This is a genomic window from Actinomycetospora chiangmaiensis DSM 45062 (genome assembly GCF_000379625.1).
GTDB lineage: Bacteria > Actinomycetota > Actinomycetes > Mycobacteriales > Pseudonocardiaceae > Actinomycetospora > Actinomycetospora chiangmaiensis.
The window spans coordinates 636,222-651,842 of record NZ_KB903217.1 but is presented as its reverse complement, the minus strand read 5'-3'; the positions used below and the strand labels follow the sequence as shown (position 1 = coordinate 651,842).

The 15,621-nt window shown below is 76.0% G+C and carries 17 protein-coding genes; 7 read left to right on the top strand and 10 right to left on the bottom strand.

Annotated features, from left to right (window positions below):
- Positions 1 to 45 precede the first annotated feature (45 nt).
- From A3CO_RS0103330 to menD, 9 genes are all read right to left on the bottom strand, one after another.
- Entirely contained in the window at positions 46 to 774 is a 729-nt protein-coding gene (locus A3CO_RS0103330) for a demethylmenaquinone methyltransferase (RefSeq protein WP_018330812.1), read from the bottom strand.
- Between the two features lie 7 nt (positions 775 to 781).
- Positions 782 to 1,357, bottom strand: coding sequence for a DUF3592 domain-containing protein (locus A3CO_RS29875; protein WP_018330811.1), 576 nt, complete (start codon positions 1,355 to 1,357; stop codon positions 782 to 784).
- A 189-nt stretch (positions 1,358 to 1,546) separates the two neighbouring features.
- Positions 1,547 to 1,894 (bottom strand): monovalent cation/H(+) antiporter subunit G, encoded by a 348-nt coding sequence (mnhG, locus tag A3CO_RS0103320; RefSeq protein ID WP_018330810.1) that lies wholly within the window; start codon positions 1,892 to 1,894, stop codon positions 1,547 to 1,549.
- Positions 1,891 to 2,178: a monovalent cation/H+ antiporter complex subunit F gene (locus A3CO_RS0103315; protein WP_018330809.1), complete on the bottom strand. Its 288-nt coding sequence runs from the start codon at positions 2,176 to 2,178 to the stop codon at positions 1,891 to 1,893. Before A3CO_RS0103315 ends, mnhG begins: the two co-directional genes overlap by 4 nt.
- The gene (locus A3CO_RS29870) at positions 2,175 to 2,810 is read right to left on the bottom strand and encodes a Na+/H+ antiporter subunit E (RefSeq protein WP_018330808.1); all 636 of its coding nucleotides are present in this window, start codon (positions 2,808 to 2,810) and stop codon (positions 2,175 to 2,177) included. Before A3CO_RS29870 ends, A3CO_RS0103315 begins: the two co-directional genes overlap by 4 nt.
- Positions 2,807 to 4,507: a Na+/H+ antiporter subunit D gene (locus A3CO_RS0103305; protein ID WP_018330807.1), complete on the bottom strand. Its 1,701-nt coding sequence runs from the start codon at positions 4,505 to 4,507 to the stop codon at positions 2,807 to 2,809. Before A3CO_RS0103305 ends, A3CO_RS29870 begins: the two co-directional genes overlap by 4 nt.
- Positions 4,504 to 4,962 carry a Na(+)/H(+) antiporter subunit C gene (locus A3CO_RS0103300; protein WP_018330806.1) on the bottom strand — a complete coding sequence of 153 codons (459 nt, stop codon included), beginning with the start codon at positions 4,960 to 4,962 and terminating at the stop codon, positions 4,504 to 4,506. The genes A3CO_RS0103305 and A3CO_RS0103300 overlap by 4 nt, the downstream gene beginning before the upstream one ends.
- Positions 4,959 to 7,874 (bottom strand): Na+/H+ antiporter subunit A, encoded by a 2,916-nt coding sequence (locus A3CO_RS0103295; RefSeq protein ID WP_018330805.1) that lies wholly within the window; start codon positions 7,872 to 7,874, stop codon positions 4,959 to 4,961. Before A3CO_RS0103295 ends, A3CO_RS0103300 begins: the two co-directional genes overlap by 4 nt.
- Before the next feature lie 28 nt (positions 7,875 to 7,902).
- Positions 7,903 to 9,669, bottom strand: coding sequence for a 2-succinyl-5-enolpyruvyl-6-hydroxy-3-cyclohexene-1-carboxylic-acid synthase (menD, locus tag A3CO_RS29865; protein WP_018330804.1), 1,767 nt, complete (start codon positions 9,667 to 9,669; stop codon positions 7,903 to 7,905).
- 219 nt (positions 9,670 to 9,888) lie between these two features.
- Between menD and A3CO_RS29860 the strand changes: the two genes are divergently transcribed.
- Both A3CO_RS29860 and A3CO_RS0103280 read left to right on the top strand, forming a co-directional pair.
- Positions 9,889 to 11,193, top strand: a complete 1,305-nt coding sequence (locus A3CO_RS29860; protein WP_018330803.1) for a hypothetical protein — start codon at positions 9,889 to 9,891, stop codon at positions 11,191 to 11,193.
- Positions 11,194 to 11,229: 36 nt separating this feature from the next.
- Entirely contained in the window at positions 11,230 to 12,105 is an 876-nt protein-coding gene (locus A3CO_RS0103280) for a 1,4-dihydroxy-2-naphthoate polyprenyltransferase (RefSeq protein ID WP_018330802.1), read from the top strand.
- A gap of 73 nt (positions 12,106 to 12,178) precedes the next feature.
- Here the strand turns inward: A3CO_RS0103280 and A3CO_RS0103275 are convergent, their stop codons facing one another.
- Positions 12,179 to 12,484 carry a DUF4229 domain-containing protein gene (locus A3CO_RS0103275; protein WP_018330801.1) on the bottom strand — a complete coding sequence of 102 codons (306 nt, stop codon included), beginning with the start codon at positions 12,482 to 12,484 and terminating at the stop codon, positions 12,179 to 12,181.
- Between the two features lie 218 nt (positions 12,485 to 12,702).
- Between A3CO_RS0103275 and A3CO_RS0103270 the strand changes: the two genes are divergently transcribed.
- The 5 genes from A3CO_RS0103270 (at position 12,703) to A3CO_RS29850 (ending at position 15,619) form a co-directional block, all read left to right on the top strand.
- Positions 12,703 to 12,906, top strand: a complete 204-nt coding sequence (locus A3CO_RS0103270; RefSeq protein ID WP_018330800.1) for a BldC family transcriptional regulator — start codon at positions 12,703 to 12,705, stop codon at positions 12,904 to 12,906.
- A 298-nt stretch (positions 12,907 to 13,204) separates the two neighbouring features.
- Positions 13,205 to 13,459: a hypothetical protein gene (locus A3CO_RS0103265; RefSeq protein ID WP_018330799.1), complete on the top strand. Its 255-nt coding sequence runs from the start codon at positions 13,205 to 13,207 to the stop codon at positions 13,457 to 13,459.
- A gap of 92 nt (positions 13,460 to 13,551) precedes the next feature.
- The gene (locus A3CO_RS35260; protein ID WP_018330798.1) at positions 13,552 to 14,460 is read left to right on the top strand and encodes a TIGR04222 domain-containing membrane protein; all 909 of its coding nucleotides are present in this window, start codon (positions 13,552 to 13,554) and stop codon (positions 14,458 to 14,460) included.
- A complete protein-coding gene (locus A3CO_RS0103255) occupies positions 14,457 to 15,299 on the top strand; it encodes an MbnB/TglH/ChrH family RiPP precursor modification enzyme (RefSeq protein ID WP_033413602.1) in 843 nt (280 codons plus the stop codon). The genes A3CO_RS35260 and A3CO_RS0103255 overlap by 4 nt, the downstream gene beginning before the upstream one ends.
- Entirely contained in the window at positions 15,296 to 15,619 is a 324-nt protein-coding gene (locus A3CO_RS29850; protein WP_018330796.1) for an SCO6045 C-terminal-like domain-containing protein, read from the top strand. The genes A3CO_RS0103255 and A3CO_RS29850 overlap by 4 nt, the downstream gene beginning before the upstream one ends.
- Positions 15,620 to 15,621: the final 2 nt, after the last annotated feature.

Below are 15,621 nucleotides of genomic sequence, written 5' to 3'. Positions count from 1 at the left end.
CCCGTCCGTGCTGGTCATCCGGGTGCGGACGACGGCGGGACGGGATTACCGGACGGCGGTGTGGAGCGCGACGATCCCGCCGGTGAGGTCGCGCCAGCTGACCGCACGCCACCCGGCGGCGGTGATGCGCCGCGCGAGGGCGGGCTGGTCGGGCCACGCCCGGATCGACTCGGCGAGGTAGACGTACGCGTCGGGGTTCGAGCTGACCGCCCGCGCCACCCGGGGCAGGGCCCGCATCAGATAGTCGGTGTAGACGCGGCGGAACGGTGCCCACGTCGGGGTCGAGAACTCGCAGATCGCGAGCGTGCCGCCGGGCTTCGTGACCCGCGCGAACTCCGCGAGGGCGGCGTCCGGTTCCACGACGTTGCGCAGCCCGAACGACATGACGACGGCGTCGACGGACGCGTCGGGCAGCGGGAGCGCCATCGCGTCGGCGGCGAGGTAGGGGACGACATCTCCGCGGGTCGAGCCCCGCTGCGCTGCGTCCCCCAGGCGCTCGGCCCGGCCCGCCTGCAGCATGCCCAGCGAGAAGTCCGCGGCCAGGCACGTCGCCCCGGTGTGCGCGAGCTCGACGGTGGACACGCCGGTGCCGGCGGCGATGTCGAGGACGACGTCCCCCGGGCCGATCGTCAGCGCCTCGCGCGTGGCCCGTCGCCAGGCCCGGTCCCGGCCGAAGGAGAGCACCGTGTTGGTGACGTCGTAGCGCGCCGCCACACCGTCGAACATGCGGGCGACGGCGGAGGGATCACGGTCGAGACCGGCGCGGCTGGGCATCAGGCGATCATCGCAGCGCGCCGACCGGCTCGCGGTCCGGCGTCACGTCGCCGTCGGGCCGCGGGGTCGTCCCGTCCTCGGCCCGCCCCTTCCGCCGACGGGCCAGCGCCCACGCCGTCGGGCCGAGCACGACCCACAGCCCGACGATCCCGAGCGCGACCGGCCCCAGCCCCTCGGTCCAGGACCGGCCGGCGACCCGCACGAGCTCCGGCTTCGAGCGGTCGTACTCCACGATCACGTAGTTGCCGGGCTCGAGGCCACGCGGGTAGAGCACGCCGGTGTCGGGGGTGAGGACGGCCCCGTCGGACGCCGTGAAGCGGATGAAGGTGTGCCCGACGTCGCCGCCGTCGAGCACCTCCGCGACCGCCGTGCCCTGGTCGGCCGAGATCGCCGCGTCGTTGCGCGCGGCGCCCACCAGGACCAGCACGGCGAGCACGCTCAGCACGAGCCCGACGCCCACGACGATCTCCGGTGCCCGCCGCACGACGGGCGCGACCGCGGTGCGGGTGACCTCCCAGGCCGTCCGCGCGGCGTCGTACAACGAGCGGGCCCTGGCGCCCACCGTCGCGCGCACGTCGTTCACCCCGTCCACGGTAGAGAGGGGATCCGCGAGGGGGCCTGCCGGAGGCGGTGCGGTGCGCCGTCCGGGGGACGGGACGGGGCGAGCGGCCACCCCGGTCGCGGGACCTCACACCGGTCTCGCACGGCCGGCCGTCCGCTGAGGCAGCCCGCCGGCCGTGGTGCCTGCCTGACGGACACCTCGCGAGCGGTGTCAGCGGGCGGGGTCGTCCTCGCGGTCGGCCAGGTCGTCCCGGTACAGCAGGTCCTCGCGGACGCCGCCGGAGCGGTAGGCCAGCCGGCCCACCAGGTGGGCGGTGACGGGCGCGGTGATCAGCTGGAACACGCCGACGAGCACGAGCATCCACGTGTCCACGCTCGTGCGGAGCGACAGCGCGGACCCGATGACGACGAGGACGAGCCCGGCGGTCTGCGGCTTGGTCGCGGCGTGCATCCGGGAGAGCACGTCGGGCAGGCGCAGCAGCCCGATCGCGGCGGCGAGGGCGAGCAGCGCGCCGAGCAGGACGAGGACGGCGCCGAGGACGTCGAGGAACGCGCTCACGCGTCACCCCCGGAACCCGACCGCCGCCGCCCGACGAACCGCGCCACGGTCGACGAGCCGAGGAAGCCCACGAGGGAGACCGCGACGATCGTCGGGACCACGGCGGAGTCGCGCGACAGGGCCACCTGGGCCATCAGCCCGCACATGATGACGGCGACGAGCGCGTCGAGGGCCACGAGCCGGTCGAGCGCGGACGGCCCGAGCACGAAGCGGCCGAGGACGAGCAGCAGGCTCAGCCCGAGGATCCCGAGGGCCACGGTGAGCAGGATCGCGGCGAGGCTCATGGGCCGGCCTCCCTGGAGGGCACGCTGTCGTGCGGCCGGTGCTCGGCCGGTTCGGGGTCGTCCCGCGGGTCGGTGCCGGCCTCGGCGCGACCGGAGCTCGCGGGCTCGACCCTCACCCGGTGCACGCCGACCCGCAGCAGGTCGGCCTCGAGCCGGGCGACCTGGGCGCGGAAGCGCTCGACGGCGGCGTCGTCGTCCGCGCCGAGCACGTGGGCCCACAGCGTCCGTTCCTCGGCCGACGCGTCGACGACCACGCTGCCCGGCACGAGCGAGAGGCACTCGACGAGCATCGCGGTGAGGAGCTCGGAGTCGTCGGAGATCCCGACGGCGACGATGGAGCTGCGCGGCGGGGGGCCCGGCCGGACCGACTGCCAGGCCACCTGCACGCTCGAGACGGCCAGGTCCCGGCCGACGTCGAGGACCACCCGGAGCAGGGCGACGGGGCGCAGCTGCCCCCCGGTGGTCACCGCGGGCAGCGGGAACAGCACGAGCACCAGCACGGCGACGACGAACCCGCCGAGCAGGTTGGCCCACGAGAACGTGCCCCAGAGCAGCACCCACACCAGGGTCAGCCAGAGCACGCGCAGCACGCGGGGACGGCGGCCGAAGACGCCGCGCTGCTCGCCGCTCACCGGGCCACCCGCGTGTCGACGGTCTGCCCGAACACCGCGTCGATGTACGGCGTGCGGGCCGTGAGGTCGGCCGCCGCCCGGTCGGTCAACGAGTAGAGCGGCCCGGCGAACACCGTTAGCGCGAGCCCCACCGCGACGAGCGCGCCGGTGGCCGCCGTCATCGCGCGCGGCAGCGCGACCGCCTCGCGCTCCTCGTCGGACACCGCGGCGGGCGCGGCGCCGAGGAGCGCGCCGGAGTAGGACTCGGCGTCGGCCCGCCCGCGACCGGCCCCGATCATCACCGGGTAGCGCCGGTCGGGGTCGTCGGCGAGGTCGAGGTCGTTGACCTCGGCGTCCTCGGGGTGCTCGACCGGCAGCTGGTCGCGCGGGCGCCAGAAGGCCAGCACCCACACCTTGGCCATCGCGTAGAGCGTCAGCAGGCTGGTCAGCACCGCGCCGCCCACGAGGAACCAGGCGAGCACGGACCCGTCCTGCACGCCCGCCTCGATGAGCCCCAGCTTCCCGACGAAGCCCGACAGCGGTGGGATGCCGCCGAGGTTGATCGCCGGGACGAAGTACAGGACCGCGAGCAGCGGGCTCGCAGCCGCCAGCCCGGCGAGCCGCGTCGTGGAGGTCGACCCGCCGACGCGTTCGACGAGCCCGGCGACGCAGAACAGCGTGGCCTGCACGGTGATGTGGTGGACGACGTAGAAGATCGCCGCGCCCACGCCGGCCGGGGTCGCGAGCGCCACCCCGAAGATCATGTAGCCGATGTGGCTGACGAGGGTGAACGAGAGCACGCGCTTGATGTCGTCCTGCGCGATCGCGCCCAGCGCACCGATCACCATCGTCGCGAGAGCTGCGACCAGCAGGACGTCGCGGGCCACGTGGTCTCCCGGGAACAGCAGCGTCTGCGTGCGGATGATCGAGTACACGCCGACCTTCGTGAGCAGGCCGGCGAAGACCGCGGTCACCGGCGCGGCCGCGGTCGGGTAGGAGTCGGGCAGCCACGCCGAGAGCGGGAACACCGCGGCCTTGATGCCGAAGGCGGTGAGCAGGACGAGGTGGATCGTCAGCTGCGTGCCCGGCGCGACGGCGGCCATCCGCTCGGCGATCTGGGCGAGGTTCAGCGTGCCCACCGCCGCGTACACCAGCGCGATCCCGACGAGGAAGACCAGCGATGACACCACGTTGACGACGACGTAGGTCAGCCCCGCCCGCACGCGGGAGCGGGTGCCGCCGAGGGTCAGCAGGACGTAGCTCGCCATCAGCAGGACCTCGAACCCGACGTACAGGTTGAACAGGTCCCCGGAGAGGAAGGCGTTCGCGACGCCGGCGGCCAGCACCAGGTAGGTCGGGTGGAAGATCGAGACCGGGGTGCGGGAGTCGTCGTCGGAGGTGCCCTGCCCGATGGCGTAGAGGAGCACCAGCAGCGTCACCGTCATCGACGTCAGCAGCATGATCGTCGAGAGCTGGTCGGCCACGAGCGTGATGCCCAGCGGTGCGGGCCAGGACCCGACGGTGACCACCCGGGGGCGCTCGGCGGCTCCCGCCACGAGGACGGCGGCGATCGCGACGACGGCCGACAGCACCCCGACCGAGACCCACCGCTGCAGCGTCGGGCGGCCCGAGAGCACGAGGGCGGCGCCGGCGCCGAGCAGCGGCAGCAGGACGGGGAGCGGGAGCAGGCTCTCCACCAGGGTGGCGGCCGGGTTCACGCCTGGGCCCCCGAGCGCTCGGTCCGGTCGTCGTCGGTGTCGGAGGTCTGCTCGCACCCGGTGGTGTCGAACTCGTCCTCGTCGATCTGCTCGTCGCGCTCCAGGCGGCGCCGCACCGACCGGTCCTCGGTGTCGACCGTCAGGTCGTCCTCCTGGTCCAGCGTCCAGGTGCGGTGGATGATCGAGAGCAGGAACGCGGCCACGCCGAGGGTGATGACGATGGCCGTGAGCACCAGCGCCTGCACGAGCGGGTCGCTCATCGTCGACTCGGGCGCGCGGCCCACGAGCGCGGCGGCGCCGAAGGGCCCGCCGGCCGAGATCACCAGCAGGTTCGTGGCGTTGCCCAGTACCAGCACGCCGAGCAGCACGCGGGTCAGGCTGCGGTCGAGCAGGAGGTAGACGCCCGCGGTGTAGAGGATCGCGATCAGAGCGACGAGCAGGACCGAGGAGCTCACGCGCGCACCTCCTGGCCGGAGGGGCGGGTGGGCGAGTTCGAGGGCCCGGGGGTGTCGCCGAGGCGGTCGAGCTCCGCGCCGAGGCTGCGCAGGATGTCGAGCACCAGGCCCACGACGATGAGGTAGACGCCGACGTCGAAGAGCAGCGACGACACGAACTTGACGTGGCCGAGCACCGGGACGTCGCCCTCGAGCACGTAGGTCTGCAGCACCTCGCCGCCGAGCACGAGCCCGAGCGCACCGGAGAGCCCGGCCAGGAGCAGGCCGGTGCCGAGCAGGGTCCCGGCCTCGACGGGGGCGGCCTCGCCCAGCTCGTAGCGTCCGCCGGCGACGTAGCGCACGACGAGCGCCAGCCCCGCGAGCAGGCCTCCCGCGAAGCCGCCGCCGGGCGCGTTGTGCCCGGCGAACAGGAAGTAGATCGACAGCACCATGATCGTCGGGAAGACGAGACGGGTGATCACCTCGAGGAGCAGGGTCCGCTCGGTGACCCGCGGGCCGGGGCGCAGCCGGCGGGCCAGCCGCTCGAGCGTCGGACCGCGCAGCCACCCCGAGCCGGCGACCGGGCCGGGCCCCACCGGCGCCCGGCGTCGTCGTCGGGCTCCCGGGGGCGTGCCGGTGCGCCGGTCGAGGAAGACCAGGCTGGCGACGCCCGTGGCGGCGGCGAGGAGCACGGACAGCTCGCCGATGGTGTCCCAGGCGCGGATGTCGACGAGGGTCACGTTGACGACGTTCTGCCCGGCCCCGAAGTCGTAGGCCTGCGACGGGAACGCGCGGGAGACCGGCTCGGCGGTGCGCGACCCGAGGGCGGTGGCGCCGAGCAGGGCGACGAGCACGCCGATCGGGACGGCGATCGCGAGGCGGGCCCAGCGGCGCCGCGGGGTGTGGTGCTCGGTGATGTCGGCGGGTAGCCGCCGCAGCACGAGGACCACGACGACGAGGGTCATCGTCTCCACGAGCGCCTGCGTCAGCGCGACGTCCGGGGCACCGGCGAGCGCGAAGATCACGGCGACGGCGTAGCCGAGCCCGCCCACCAGCAGCACCGCCGCGAGCCGGCGCTTCGCCCGCGCGGCGGCGACCGTCGAGACGACGGCGACGACCGCCGCGACGACCTGGGCCGGGGAGTCGGCGAACCGGTCGACACGGATCTCGCCGAGGGCGCCGCTCGCGACCAGGACGACACCCGGCCCGAGCAGCAGGACGCCCAGGATCGTGCAGAGCACCACCGCCAGCGACCCGCGCTGGGTCTGCACGGTGACGCGCAGGGCCCCCTTCTCCACGGCGTGCACGAGCGCCCGCCACGTCACCTCGGAGCGGATCGCGTGGAGCGGCCGGAACCGGGAGAGCGGCTCGATCACCCGGGGCAGGGCCAGCAGGAGGCCGAGCACGATCGCGAGCACGGAGAGCCCGAACGCGAGGGTCGGTCCCGGCCAGAGCGTGAGCTCCAGTGACGTCGGATAGCTCGCCACGAGCGTGTCGGCGTAGGCGGTGGGCAGCGGGGTGACGACGCCGAGGGCGAACCCGGCGGCGAGCGACGCGAGGCCCAACACCACCGGCGACGCCAGGAACAGCACCCCGGGCCGGATCCACGTGTGGCGGGCGTCGGTGGTGAACACGTCGGTGAAGGCGCCGAGGACGAACCGCGCGCTGTAGGCGACGGTGAGGACCGAGCCCAGCACGACGACGGCGAGCAGCACCCCGGCCCACGGCCCGTAGGCGCGGTGGAGGAACGCCTCGAACGCGCCCTCCTTCGTCACGAACCCGAACAGCGGCGGGATGCCCGCCATCGAGGCCGCGGCCAACGTCCCGACCACCGCCAGCACGGGGGCGCGGCGGCCCAGCCCGGACAGCTCCCGCAGGTCACGGGTCCCGGCGCAGCGGTCGATCACGCCGACGGTGAGGAAGAGCGCGGACTTGAAGAGAGCGTGCGCGACGACGAGGGCCGCGGCGGCGAGCGCGGCGTCGCGGGTGCCCGCGCCGGCGAGCAGGATCATGAAGCCGAGCTGCGAGACCGTGCCGTGCGCCAGGAGCAGCTTGAGGTCGGTCTGGCGGGCGGCGACGATCCCGCCCAGCAGCATCGTCAGGCCCGCCGCGATCGCGATCACGGGCCGCCAGCCGGGGTCCGCCGCGAAGCCGGGCGCGAGGCGCAGCACGAGGTAGACGCCCGCCTTGACCATCGCCGCGGCGTGCAGGAACGCACTGACCGGGGTCGGTGCGGCCATCGCCGACGGCAGCCAGAAGTGGAAAGGGATCAGCGCGGACTTGGAGAGCGCGCCGACGAGCACGCAGACGACCCCCGCCGTCACCGCCGCCCCGCCCAGCGACGGCCCCGCGGCGACGATCGCGGAGAGCCGGTAGGAGCCCGCGGCCTCGGCGAGGATCACGAGCCCGACGAGCATCGTCAGGCCGCCCGCCGCGGTGACGGTGAGCGCCTGCATGGCGGCCGCGCGGCTCGCCCGCTTGTGGGCGTCCTGCCCGACGAGCAGGAACGAGAAGATCGTCGTCAGTTCCCAGCAGACGTAGAGCACGACGACGTCGTCGGCCCAGACGAGCCCGAGCATCGCCCCGGCGAAGGCGAGCAGCACCCCGGCGAAGCGCGGCAGCCCGCCCGACGACGGCGTGAAGTAGCGCGCGCAGTAGAGGACCACGAGCGCGCCGACGCCGGTGACGAGCAGGGACAACAGCGCCGAGAGCGGGTCGAGCCGGAACGCCACGTCGACCCCGAGCGCCGGGATCCAGGTGAACCCCTCGGCCACCGCACGCCCGGCGAGCACGCCCGGCAGCTGCGTCAGGATCCAGGCGGAGGCGGCGGCCGGGACGAGTGCCAGTCCGACGAAGGCGGTGCGCCCGAGGGACCGCACGAGCAGGGGCGCGACCAGCGCGGCCGCGGCGTGCACCGCCAGCAGGACCAGCACCGATCGACCCCCGTCCCGTCCCCGTCCGTCACCCGCCCTCGCCGTCGAGCCTACCGACGGCGACCGGGGAGCCCCCGTGATCAGCCGTCCGGGCGGTACCCGGAATGTCGGGTTCGCCCACGGCGACGCGAGCCGCGTCACGCCACCGGGCGGCGTCGGTGCGGCGCGTCGTCCGGTCGACGGCGACCTCCACGACCCGCACCCCGGGACGACCGGTCGGGGCGAGCGCGGCGCCCAGCCCGACGACGTCCCCCGCGCCGACGGCGGTGTGCGACACGCGGTGCGCGTGGCACAGCGCCCGCAGGTCGGTGCCGTGGGGGGTGGCGAAGACCCGTTCGAAGGCCGCCGCGTGGGCGGGCGCGCCCTGCTCGAGGGTGGCGAACACGCTGCCCCCGTCGTCGTTCGCGACGACGATCGTCAGCTCCGGGCGCGGCTCGTCCGGGCCGACGAGCAGGCCACCGGAGTCGTGCAGGAAGGTCAGGTCGCCCAGCAGCGCGTACGCCGGGCCGTCCCCCGCGAGGGCCGCCCCGGTGGCGAAGGACACCGCGCCGTCGATCCCGGAGACCCCGCGGGCGGACAGCAGGGTGAGGTCGGGGCGCGGCTCAGCCGCCAGGGCGACGTCCCGGACGGGGCTCGACGACCCGACCACGAGCAGCGCCCCCGCGGGCAGCGCGCGGACCACGGCGGCCGCCAGGCCGGGCGCGGACCCGTCGTCGGGAACCACCACCCGTGCCACCCGCTCGTCGGCCGCGCGGACCGCCTCGCCCCAGGCGACGTCGACGCCCCAGGTGGCGGGCGGCGGCAGGGCGCCGACGCGGGTCGCGGAGGAGGCGACGTCGGTCCAGCCGGGGCGGGCCCCGGCGGACCCCGCCGACGGGACGACGACGACCTCCACCCGCGGGTCGGAGAGCAGCCGCGACACCGGGCGGTGCAGGGTCGGTCGCCCGACGACGACGACCCGGGCGGGCAGCAGCTCCGGGCGGGTGCCGTCGAGGGCGGACTCGAGCAGCCGCGTCCCCGCACGCAGCGAGCGCCCCCACAGCGGCGACGTCGGCTCCGCGACCACCGGCACGCCGTCGGGCAGGCCGTCGGGGGCCTCGGCGCCGTGCCCGGCCACGACGAGCGTGCGCACGGGCGCGCTCAGGTCCAGCGGCGCGACCTGCGGGACACGCGGGGCGACCTCGGTCCACGGCCGGCCGGCCGGACGGCCGCACGCCCAGTCCGGCAGGGCGTCGTCGGGGACCTCGTCGACCAGCGGCTCACGCAGCGGCAGGTCGAGCTGGACCGGCCCGGGGTCGCCGGTGGTGGTGCCGCGGGCACGGTCGAGCACCCGGCAGACCGCGGCCCGCCAGCCCGCGGCGGCCCGCGGCCGCTCCTCGGCCAGGGGCAGGGTGACGACGGCCCGCACGGCGCCGCCGAAGAGTCCGGCCTGGTCCACGGTCTGGTTGGCGCCCGTCCCGACGAGCTCCAGCGGGCGGTCGGCGCTCGCCACCACGAGCGGGATCCCGGCGTGCGAGGCCTCGAGGACCGCGGGGTGGAGGTTCGCGACGGCGGTGCCGGAGGTCACGACGACGGGGACGGGCCGCCGGGAGCGCGCAGCCAGGCCCACGGCGAGGAACCCTGCCGAGCGCTCGTCGATACGGACGTGCAGGCGCAGGCGTCCGGCGGCGTCCGCCGCGTGCAGGGCGAGCAGCAGCGGGGCGTTGCGCGAGCCCGGACAGGCCACGACCTCCCGGACGCCGCCCCGGACGCATTCGTCGACGACGACGCGGGCCTGCACCGTCGACGGGGTCACGACGGGCGAGGGTATCCACGGGGCGCCCTCCCGGCCGTGCGGAGCGTCCGGGGTGGGCGACGCCACCCACTCGCGCCCCGTCCGTACCTCCTCGTTCCCGACGACGGGTGTCGTCCGGTTCGCAGCGTCGCCCCCGCCCCGGGCGGGGGACCCCCGTCGGGGTGGAGCCGGGCGCGTCCTGCCCGGGGCCGTGCGCGGTTGCGGGGTGGACTGCCGGGCATGCGCTCCCCCCGGCCCGCGGTCGACGGTCGAGCTCCGCGGCGCTCCGGCTCCCGGCGCCGGCGGCTCCTGCTCCCCGCCCTGCTGACGAGCGGGGTCCTGCTGCTCGCCGGCGCGATCGCGGCGGTCGGCGCCCCGCCGCCCACCGCCGGCGTGGTGTCGCCCGGGGCCGACGCCCAGACCTGGCGTCCGGGCCTCGCGGGCGACGCGGTGGGCGTCCAGGTCGCGGCCGGGTCGGCCCGGCTCGCCACGCCGCGGGCGGAGCCGCGCCCCGGCAGCCTGCGCGGCGCGACCCGGCAGGGCTTCCTCGACCTCGGCACCCACACCTTCGCGCGCGCCGTCGACCGGTTCGCGGTGCCGGTCCGGGCCGACCTCCCCGCGGGCACGGCCGTCGAGGTCGACGTGCGCGGCCGCGACGCGGCCGGCCGCTGGTCGGAGTGGACCCCCGCGGCCCCGGGCAGCCCGGCCGTCCTCGACGCCCCGACGCGGACCGTGGCGGTGCGGCTCACCCTCCTCGCCCCGCCCGGGGGCACGACCCCGACGGTGCGGGCGGTCACCGTGCACGCGGACCGCGTGGCGGCCGGCTCGCGCGACCTGGCGCCCCGGGCCTCCTACCGCGTGTTCGCCACCCGGGAGGGGCTCGTCGGCGGCACCACCGCGAACGGGCACGTGATCACCGAGGACGACCAGTTCGTGGCGCTGCCCTCCCGCCGCGCGCTCGACGTCGACGGCAAGGGCGACTACACCGTGCGCGTCTGCACCGAGGCGGGCCGCTGCGCGACGGTGCCGGTGTGGGACGTCGGTCCGTGGAACACCGACGACGACTACTGGAATGCGAACCCGCCGCGGCAGAACTGGGGCGACCTGGCGCAGGGCACGCCCCAGGCCCAGGCCGCGTACACCGACCACTACCACGGCGGGGCGGACGGCTTCGGCCGTCAGGTGCGCAACCCGGCGGGCATCGACCTCGCCGACGGCGTGTTCCACGCGCTGGGCCTGCAGAACAACGGCTGGGTCACCGTCGACTACCTCTGGACCGGCCGCTCGGGCGAGGCGCCCGCCGACGTCCACCTCGCCACGGCGGACAGCCCGGCCGCCCCGGTCACGGTGCGCTCCGCCCCCGCCGCGGGCGCGGCCGACGAGGGCGTCGTCGGGCACGGCGCGGTGGTGGACGTCCAGTGCCGGACCACCGGCGACGCCGTCACCGGCAGCCACGGCGCGAGCTCGGAGTGGCTCCGCATCGCCGCCGACCGCTACGTCCCCGCGGCGTTCCTGACGGCGGGGACGCCCGCCCCGGCCTGCTGAGATCGACTCCCGGCCCCGGCTGGCTACGCTCGCGCCATGGCCACCGTGGCGCAATGGGTCGAGGGTGCGCGGCCCCGGACACTGCCGAACGCGATCGCCCCGGTCGTCGCCGGGACCGGGGCCGCCGCGAGCGGGGGCGGGTTCCACGCCCTGCCGGCGGTGCTGGCGCTCCTGGTGGCGATGGGCATGGTCATCGGCGTCAACTTCGCCAACGACTACTCCGACGGCATCCGCGGCACCGACGACGACCGCGTCGGTCCGATGCGCCTCGTCGGCTCCCGGGCGGCCTCGCCGGGCGCGGTGCGTCGCGCCGCGTTCGCCTCCCTCGGGATCGGGGCGCTCGCCGGCCTCGCGCTGCTCGCCGTCAGCGGTGCCTGGTGGCTGCTGATCGTCGGCGCCGTGTGCCTGGCCGGGGCCTGGTTCTACACCGGCGGCTCGTCGCCCTACGGCTACCGCGGGCTCGGTGAGGTCGCGGTCTTCCTGTTCTTCGGCCCGGTCGCGGTGCTCGGCACGGAGTACACCCAGTCCGGCCGGGCCAGCGGGCTCGGCATCGGCACGGCCGTCGGCGTGGGCCTGTTGTCCTGCGCCGTCCTCGTCGCGAACAACCTCCGCGACGTCCCCTCGGACACCGTCGCGGGTAAAAGGACCTTGGCCGTCCTGCTCGGTGAACGGGACACCCGTGTGATGTACGCCGCTCTCGTGGTGGTTCCGCTGGGCATGAGCCTCGTGCTGAGCCTGCGCGCCCCCTGGGCGCTGCTCGGCCTGATCTCGCTCGTCGTCATCGCGCCCGCCCTGCGCCGCGTGCTCGGCGGGTCGCGCGGCCCGGCCCTCATCCCGGTGCTCCGGGACACCGGGCTGGCCCTGCTGGTGTGGGCGATCGGCACCGCCGTCGGGCTCGCGCTCGCGGCCTGAGCCGCCCCGACGGTCCGGACGCAGCCGGTCGTGCCCGGCCGACGGACCGGGCGGCGGGGCCCGCCGCCGGGAGCTAGGCCGCCGGGTCGTCCCCGCGCAGCTCGGCACGGAGGCGTTCGCGCTGCTCACGACGGGTGGCTCCGGCCGCGGCGATGGCCTCGTTGGCCCGGGTGCGCAGCGGCCGGAAGAGCACGAGCGAGAGCGGCAGGGCCAGGACGATCGCGATGAGCAGGGCGACCAGCACCGGCAGGCCGACCAGGACGAGCACGGCCGCGATCACGACGACCAGCAGCACCCGCACGGCCGCGTACACGCCGACGGCGACGACCACCGAGCCCGTCCGACCGGCCGTCTCCGACCCCTGTTCCTCTGTCTCCACGGGGTCCAGGGTAGGCGTGCGGGGCAGGTCCGCGAGGACGGTCGGATCGTCCGGTTCCTGCCTTTGTGAACCTTTTACCTCCACACTAGCGTTCGAGTACGTGGGGGGTGCGATGTCACGATCGCTCCAGTTCGTCTGCTCCGCCCCGCGGCCGCCCCGGCCGCACCGGGCGACAGAACCCTGGGAAATCGGGCCCGTGCGGCCCGAGGAGGTGCAGCATGTCTCTCGCACCCGAGGCGACCGAGCGTCTGATGACCCCCGGCGAGGTCGCCACCATGTTCCGCGTCGACCCCAAGACCGTCACGCGCTGGGCCGCGGCCGGCCGCATCGGGTCCATCCGGACGCCGGGTGGGCACCGTCGCTTCCGGGAGTCGGAGGTCCGCACCCTCCTCGACGGCCTGACCAGCGAGGCGCACAGCTGATCGGACGCGGTCCGGGCGAGGGCCCGGGTCCACGGGACACCCCGTGGACCCGGGCCTTCGTCGTTCCCGGACGTCTCCCGCGCGGGCCGGCCGGGCCCGTCCGACAGCCCCCGAACGGGCGTCACCGCGTCGTGACCGGTTCGTGTCCGCGTGGTGGCCGGTAGCCCGTTCGTCGTCACCGGTCGTCCACCCGACGGACCTGTTCCGCTTCACGCCCGGACATCACCTCCGGCAGGTAGCGTGGGGACGACGGTCGATCGGGCCTGGAGAGCCGGGGCCCGCCGAGGAGGTGCGAGACGTGGTGCTGTTCGTCGTCGCGGTGATGGTGCTGGTGGCGGTCGGCGTCCTGCTCTGGAAGGCCGTCTCCGCCCAGGCGCTCGCCACGGGACCCGGCGCCGCGGACGAGGAGACCCCCACGGGTCCCACGCGGTCGCCCGGCGTCTCCCGCGCCCGGCGCAGCCGCCCGGTGGCCCCGGACGACGACCCGGACTTCCTGCGCAGCCTCGACGAGCAGGTCCGGCGCAGCCGGGAGGACCCGCCCGGTTCGGCCTGACGGTCGACAGGGCTTGTCACCGGGCCCTCCTTTCCGTCATCGTTCACACAGAGTGACATCTGTCCGAGGATGTCACCCGATGTGATGAGGCGATGACGATGGCACCGACGTGGGGAATCACCGGCCCGGTCTTCCTGGTCGTCTGGGCACTGCTCGTGGCCGCGGCGCTGGTCCTGCCACACCTGGCCAAGGGCATGGCCCGGCGACGACCACCCGGCCGGGAGCCTGATCCGACGCTCACCCCGCCCCAGCTCGGGGCGCTCGCGGGGGGCGGGGACCGGGCGGTCGCCGCCGCCGTCGCCGGGCTGCTGGAGAACGACCGCCTGCGGATCGACGACTCCCGGCGCCTCGCCGCCGTCGTCGGTCCGCTGCGCCCCGAGGACGACCCGCAGCTCTCCGACCTCGACGTCCGCGTCCTGCACGAGGCGCACACCCCGCGCACCGCGAACTCGCTCGTCGCGGCCGCCCGCCGGGCCGCCGAGGTCGGCGAGCTCTCCGGGCAGCTCGTCGCACGGGGTCTCCTCCACGACCCCCGCGCGATCCGGCGACGGATCCGATGGGCCTGGATCCCCTACGGCGTCGTGATGGTCCTGGGGATCGCACGCGTCGCCGCCGGTCTCGGCGACGGCGCGCCGGTCGGGTTCCTCGTCGCGCTGCTCCTGGTCGTCGCCCTCATCGCCTCGGCGGTGAGACCACGCTCGCTGCACGCGCTGACGCCGCGGGGACGGGCCACCCTGGACGCCGCGCGGGTCTCCGCCCGACAGGTCCGCCCCGCCGTCGGCGCTGGCGCGGGGGGTGTCACCCCGTGGCTCGGGGCCGCGGCCCTGCTCGTCGCCGTGGGCGGGTTCGCGGCCTTCCCCGACCCGGAGCTCGCGGGCCTGCTGGTCCCACCGATCGCCCTGGGAGGTGGCGGCGGGTCCTCCTGCGGTTCCTCGTCCTGCGGCGGGAGCAGCTGCGGCGGCGGGGGCGGCTGCGGCGGCGGAGGCGGGTGCGGCGGATGAGCGGGCCGGAGGGCGTCGGGATCGGCTGGCGCCCCGAGATCGACCGGACCGTCGAGGGCCTGGTGGACCGCGGGGCCGCCGCCTTCGTCGAGGTGGTGGCGGAGGACGTCCACCCCGACGCCCTCCCGGCCTCGCTGACCCGGCTGCGGGCCCGCGGGGTGCCGGTCCTCCCCCACGCCGTGTCGCTGTCCCTGGGCGGCGCGGAGGACCTGGCGACCGACCGGGTCGACCACCTCGCCGCCGTCGCCACCGCCCTCGACGCGCCACTGGTCAGCGACCACGTCTGCTTCGTCCGGGCCGGCGGCCTCGAGTCCGGGCACCTGCTGCCGGTGCCCCGGACCCGGGACGCGCTCGCCGTGCTCGTCGAGAACGTCCGCGCGGTGCAGGAGCGGTTGCCGGTGCCGTTGGCGGTGGAGAACATCGCGGCCCTGCTGGCCTGGCCCGACGCCGAGCTGACCGAGGGGGCGTTCCTCGCGGAGCTGTGCGACCGCACGGGCGTCGGGCTGGTGCTCGACGTCGCCAACCTCCACGCCTGCGCCGTGAACCTCGCCCAGGACCCCGCGCGGGTGCTGGACGAGCTCCCGCTCGAGCGGGTGGCGTACGTGCACGCGGCCGGCGGCACGACCGGTGACGACGGGCTCTACCACGACACGCACGCCCACCCGCTGGGTCCGGCCGTGCTCGACCTGCTGGCCGACCTCCTGGCCCGGTGCGCGGCGCTCGGCGTCACCCCGGGGGTGCTGCTGGAGCGCGACGACCGCTACCCCTCCGACGCCGAGCTCGCCGCCGAGCTCGCCCTGCTGCGCGCCGCCCACGACCGCGGCCCGGTGCCGCGGTGACCGACACCCGTCGTCGGGACCTGGCGGCGCGGCAGGCCGCGCTCCTCGCCGCGCTCGTCACCGACGCCCCGGCGCCCGTGGGCTTCGACCCGCGGCGCGTCGCGGCCGAGGCGCGGGCGCTGCACCACAAGCGTCGGAAGGTCCTGGCGCGGATCGTCACGGGCGTGCTCGACGGCGGCGGGCGACCGGCGCCGACCGATCTCGACGACCGCCTGGACCGGTGGATCACCGGGCGCCCGCGGCGGACCGGCACCGGCTTCCACGACGACGCCCACGCCTTCGTCGCGACCCTGCCGAGCCGCCGGTGGTGGCGCCGCTGAGC

Bases quoted from the DNA above. Each gene is read 5' to 3' on its own strand.
- A3CO_RS0103280 (WP_018330802.1), top strand. From the start codon at position 11,230: ATGGCCACCGTGGCGCAATGGGTCGAGGGTGCGCGGCCCCGGACACTG.
- A3CO_RS0103255 (WP_033413602.1), top strand. From the start codon at position 14,457: ATGAGCGGGCCGGAGGGCGTCGGGATCGGCTGGCGCCCCGAGATCGAC.
- A3CO_RS35260 (WP_018330798.1), top strand. From the start codon at position 13,552: ATGACGATGGCACCGACGTGGGGAATCACCGGCCCGGTCTTCCTGGTC.
- A3CO_RS29860 (WP_018330803.1), top strand. From the start codon at position 9,889: ATGCGCTCCCCCCGGCCCGCGGTCGACGGTCGAGCTCCGCGGCGCTCC.
- A3CO_RS0103270 (WP_018330800.1), top strand. From the start codon at position 12,703: ATGTCTCTCGCACCCGAGGCGACCGAGCGTCTGATGACCCCCGGCGAG.
- A3CO_RS0103315 (WP_018330809.1), bottom strand. From the start codon at position 2,178: ATGAGCCTCGCCGCGATCCTGCTCACCGTGGCCCTCGGGATCCTCGGG.
- A3CO_RS0103330 (WP_018330812.1), bottom strand. From the start codon at position 774: ATGCCCAGCCGCGCCGGTCTCGACCGTGATCCCTCCGCCGTCGCCCGC.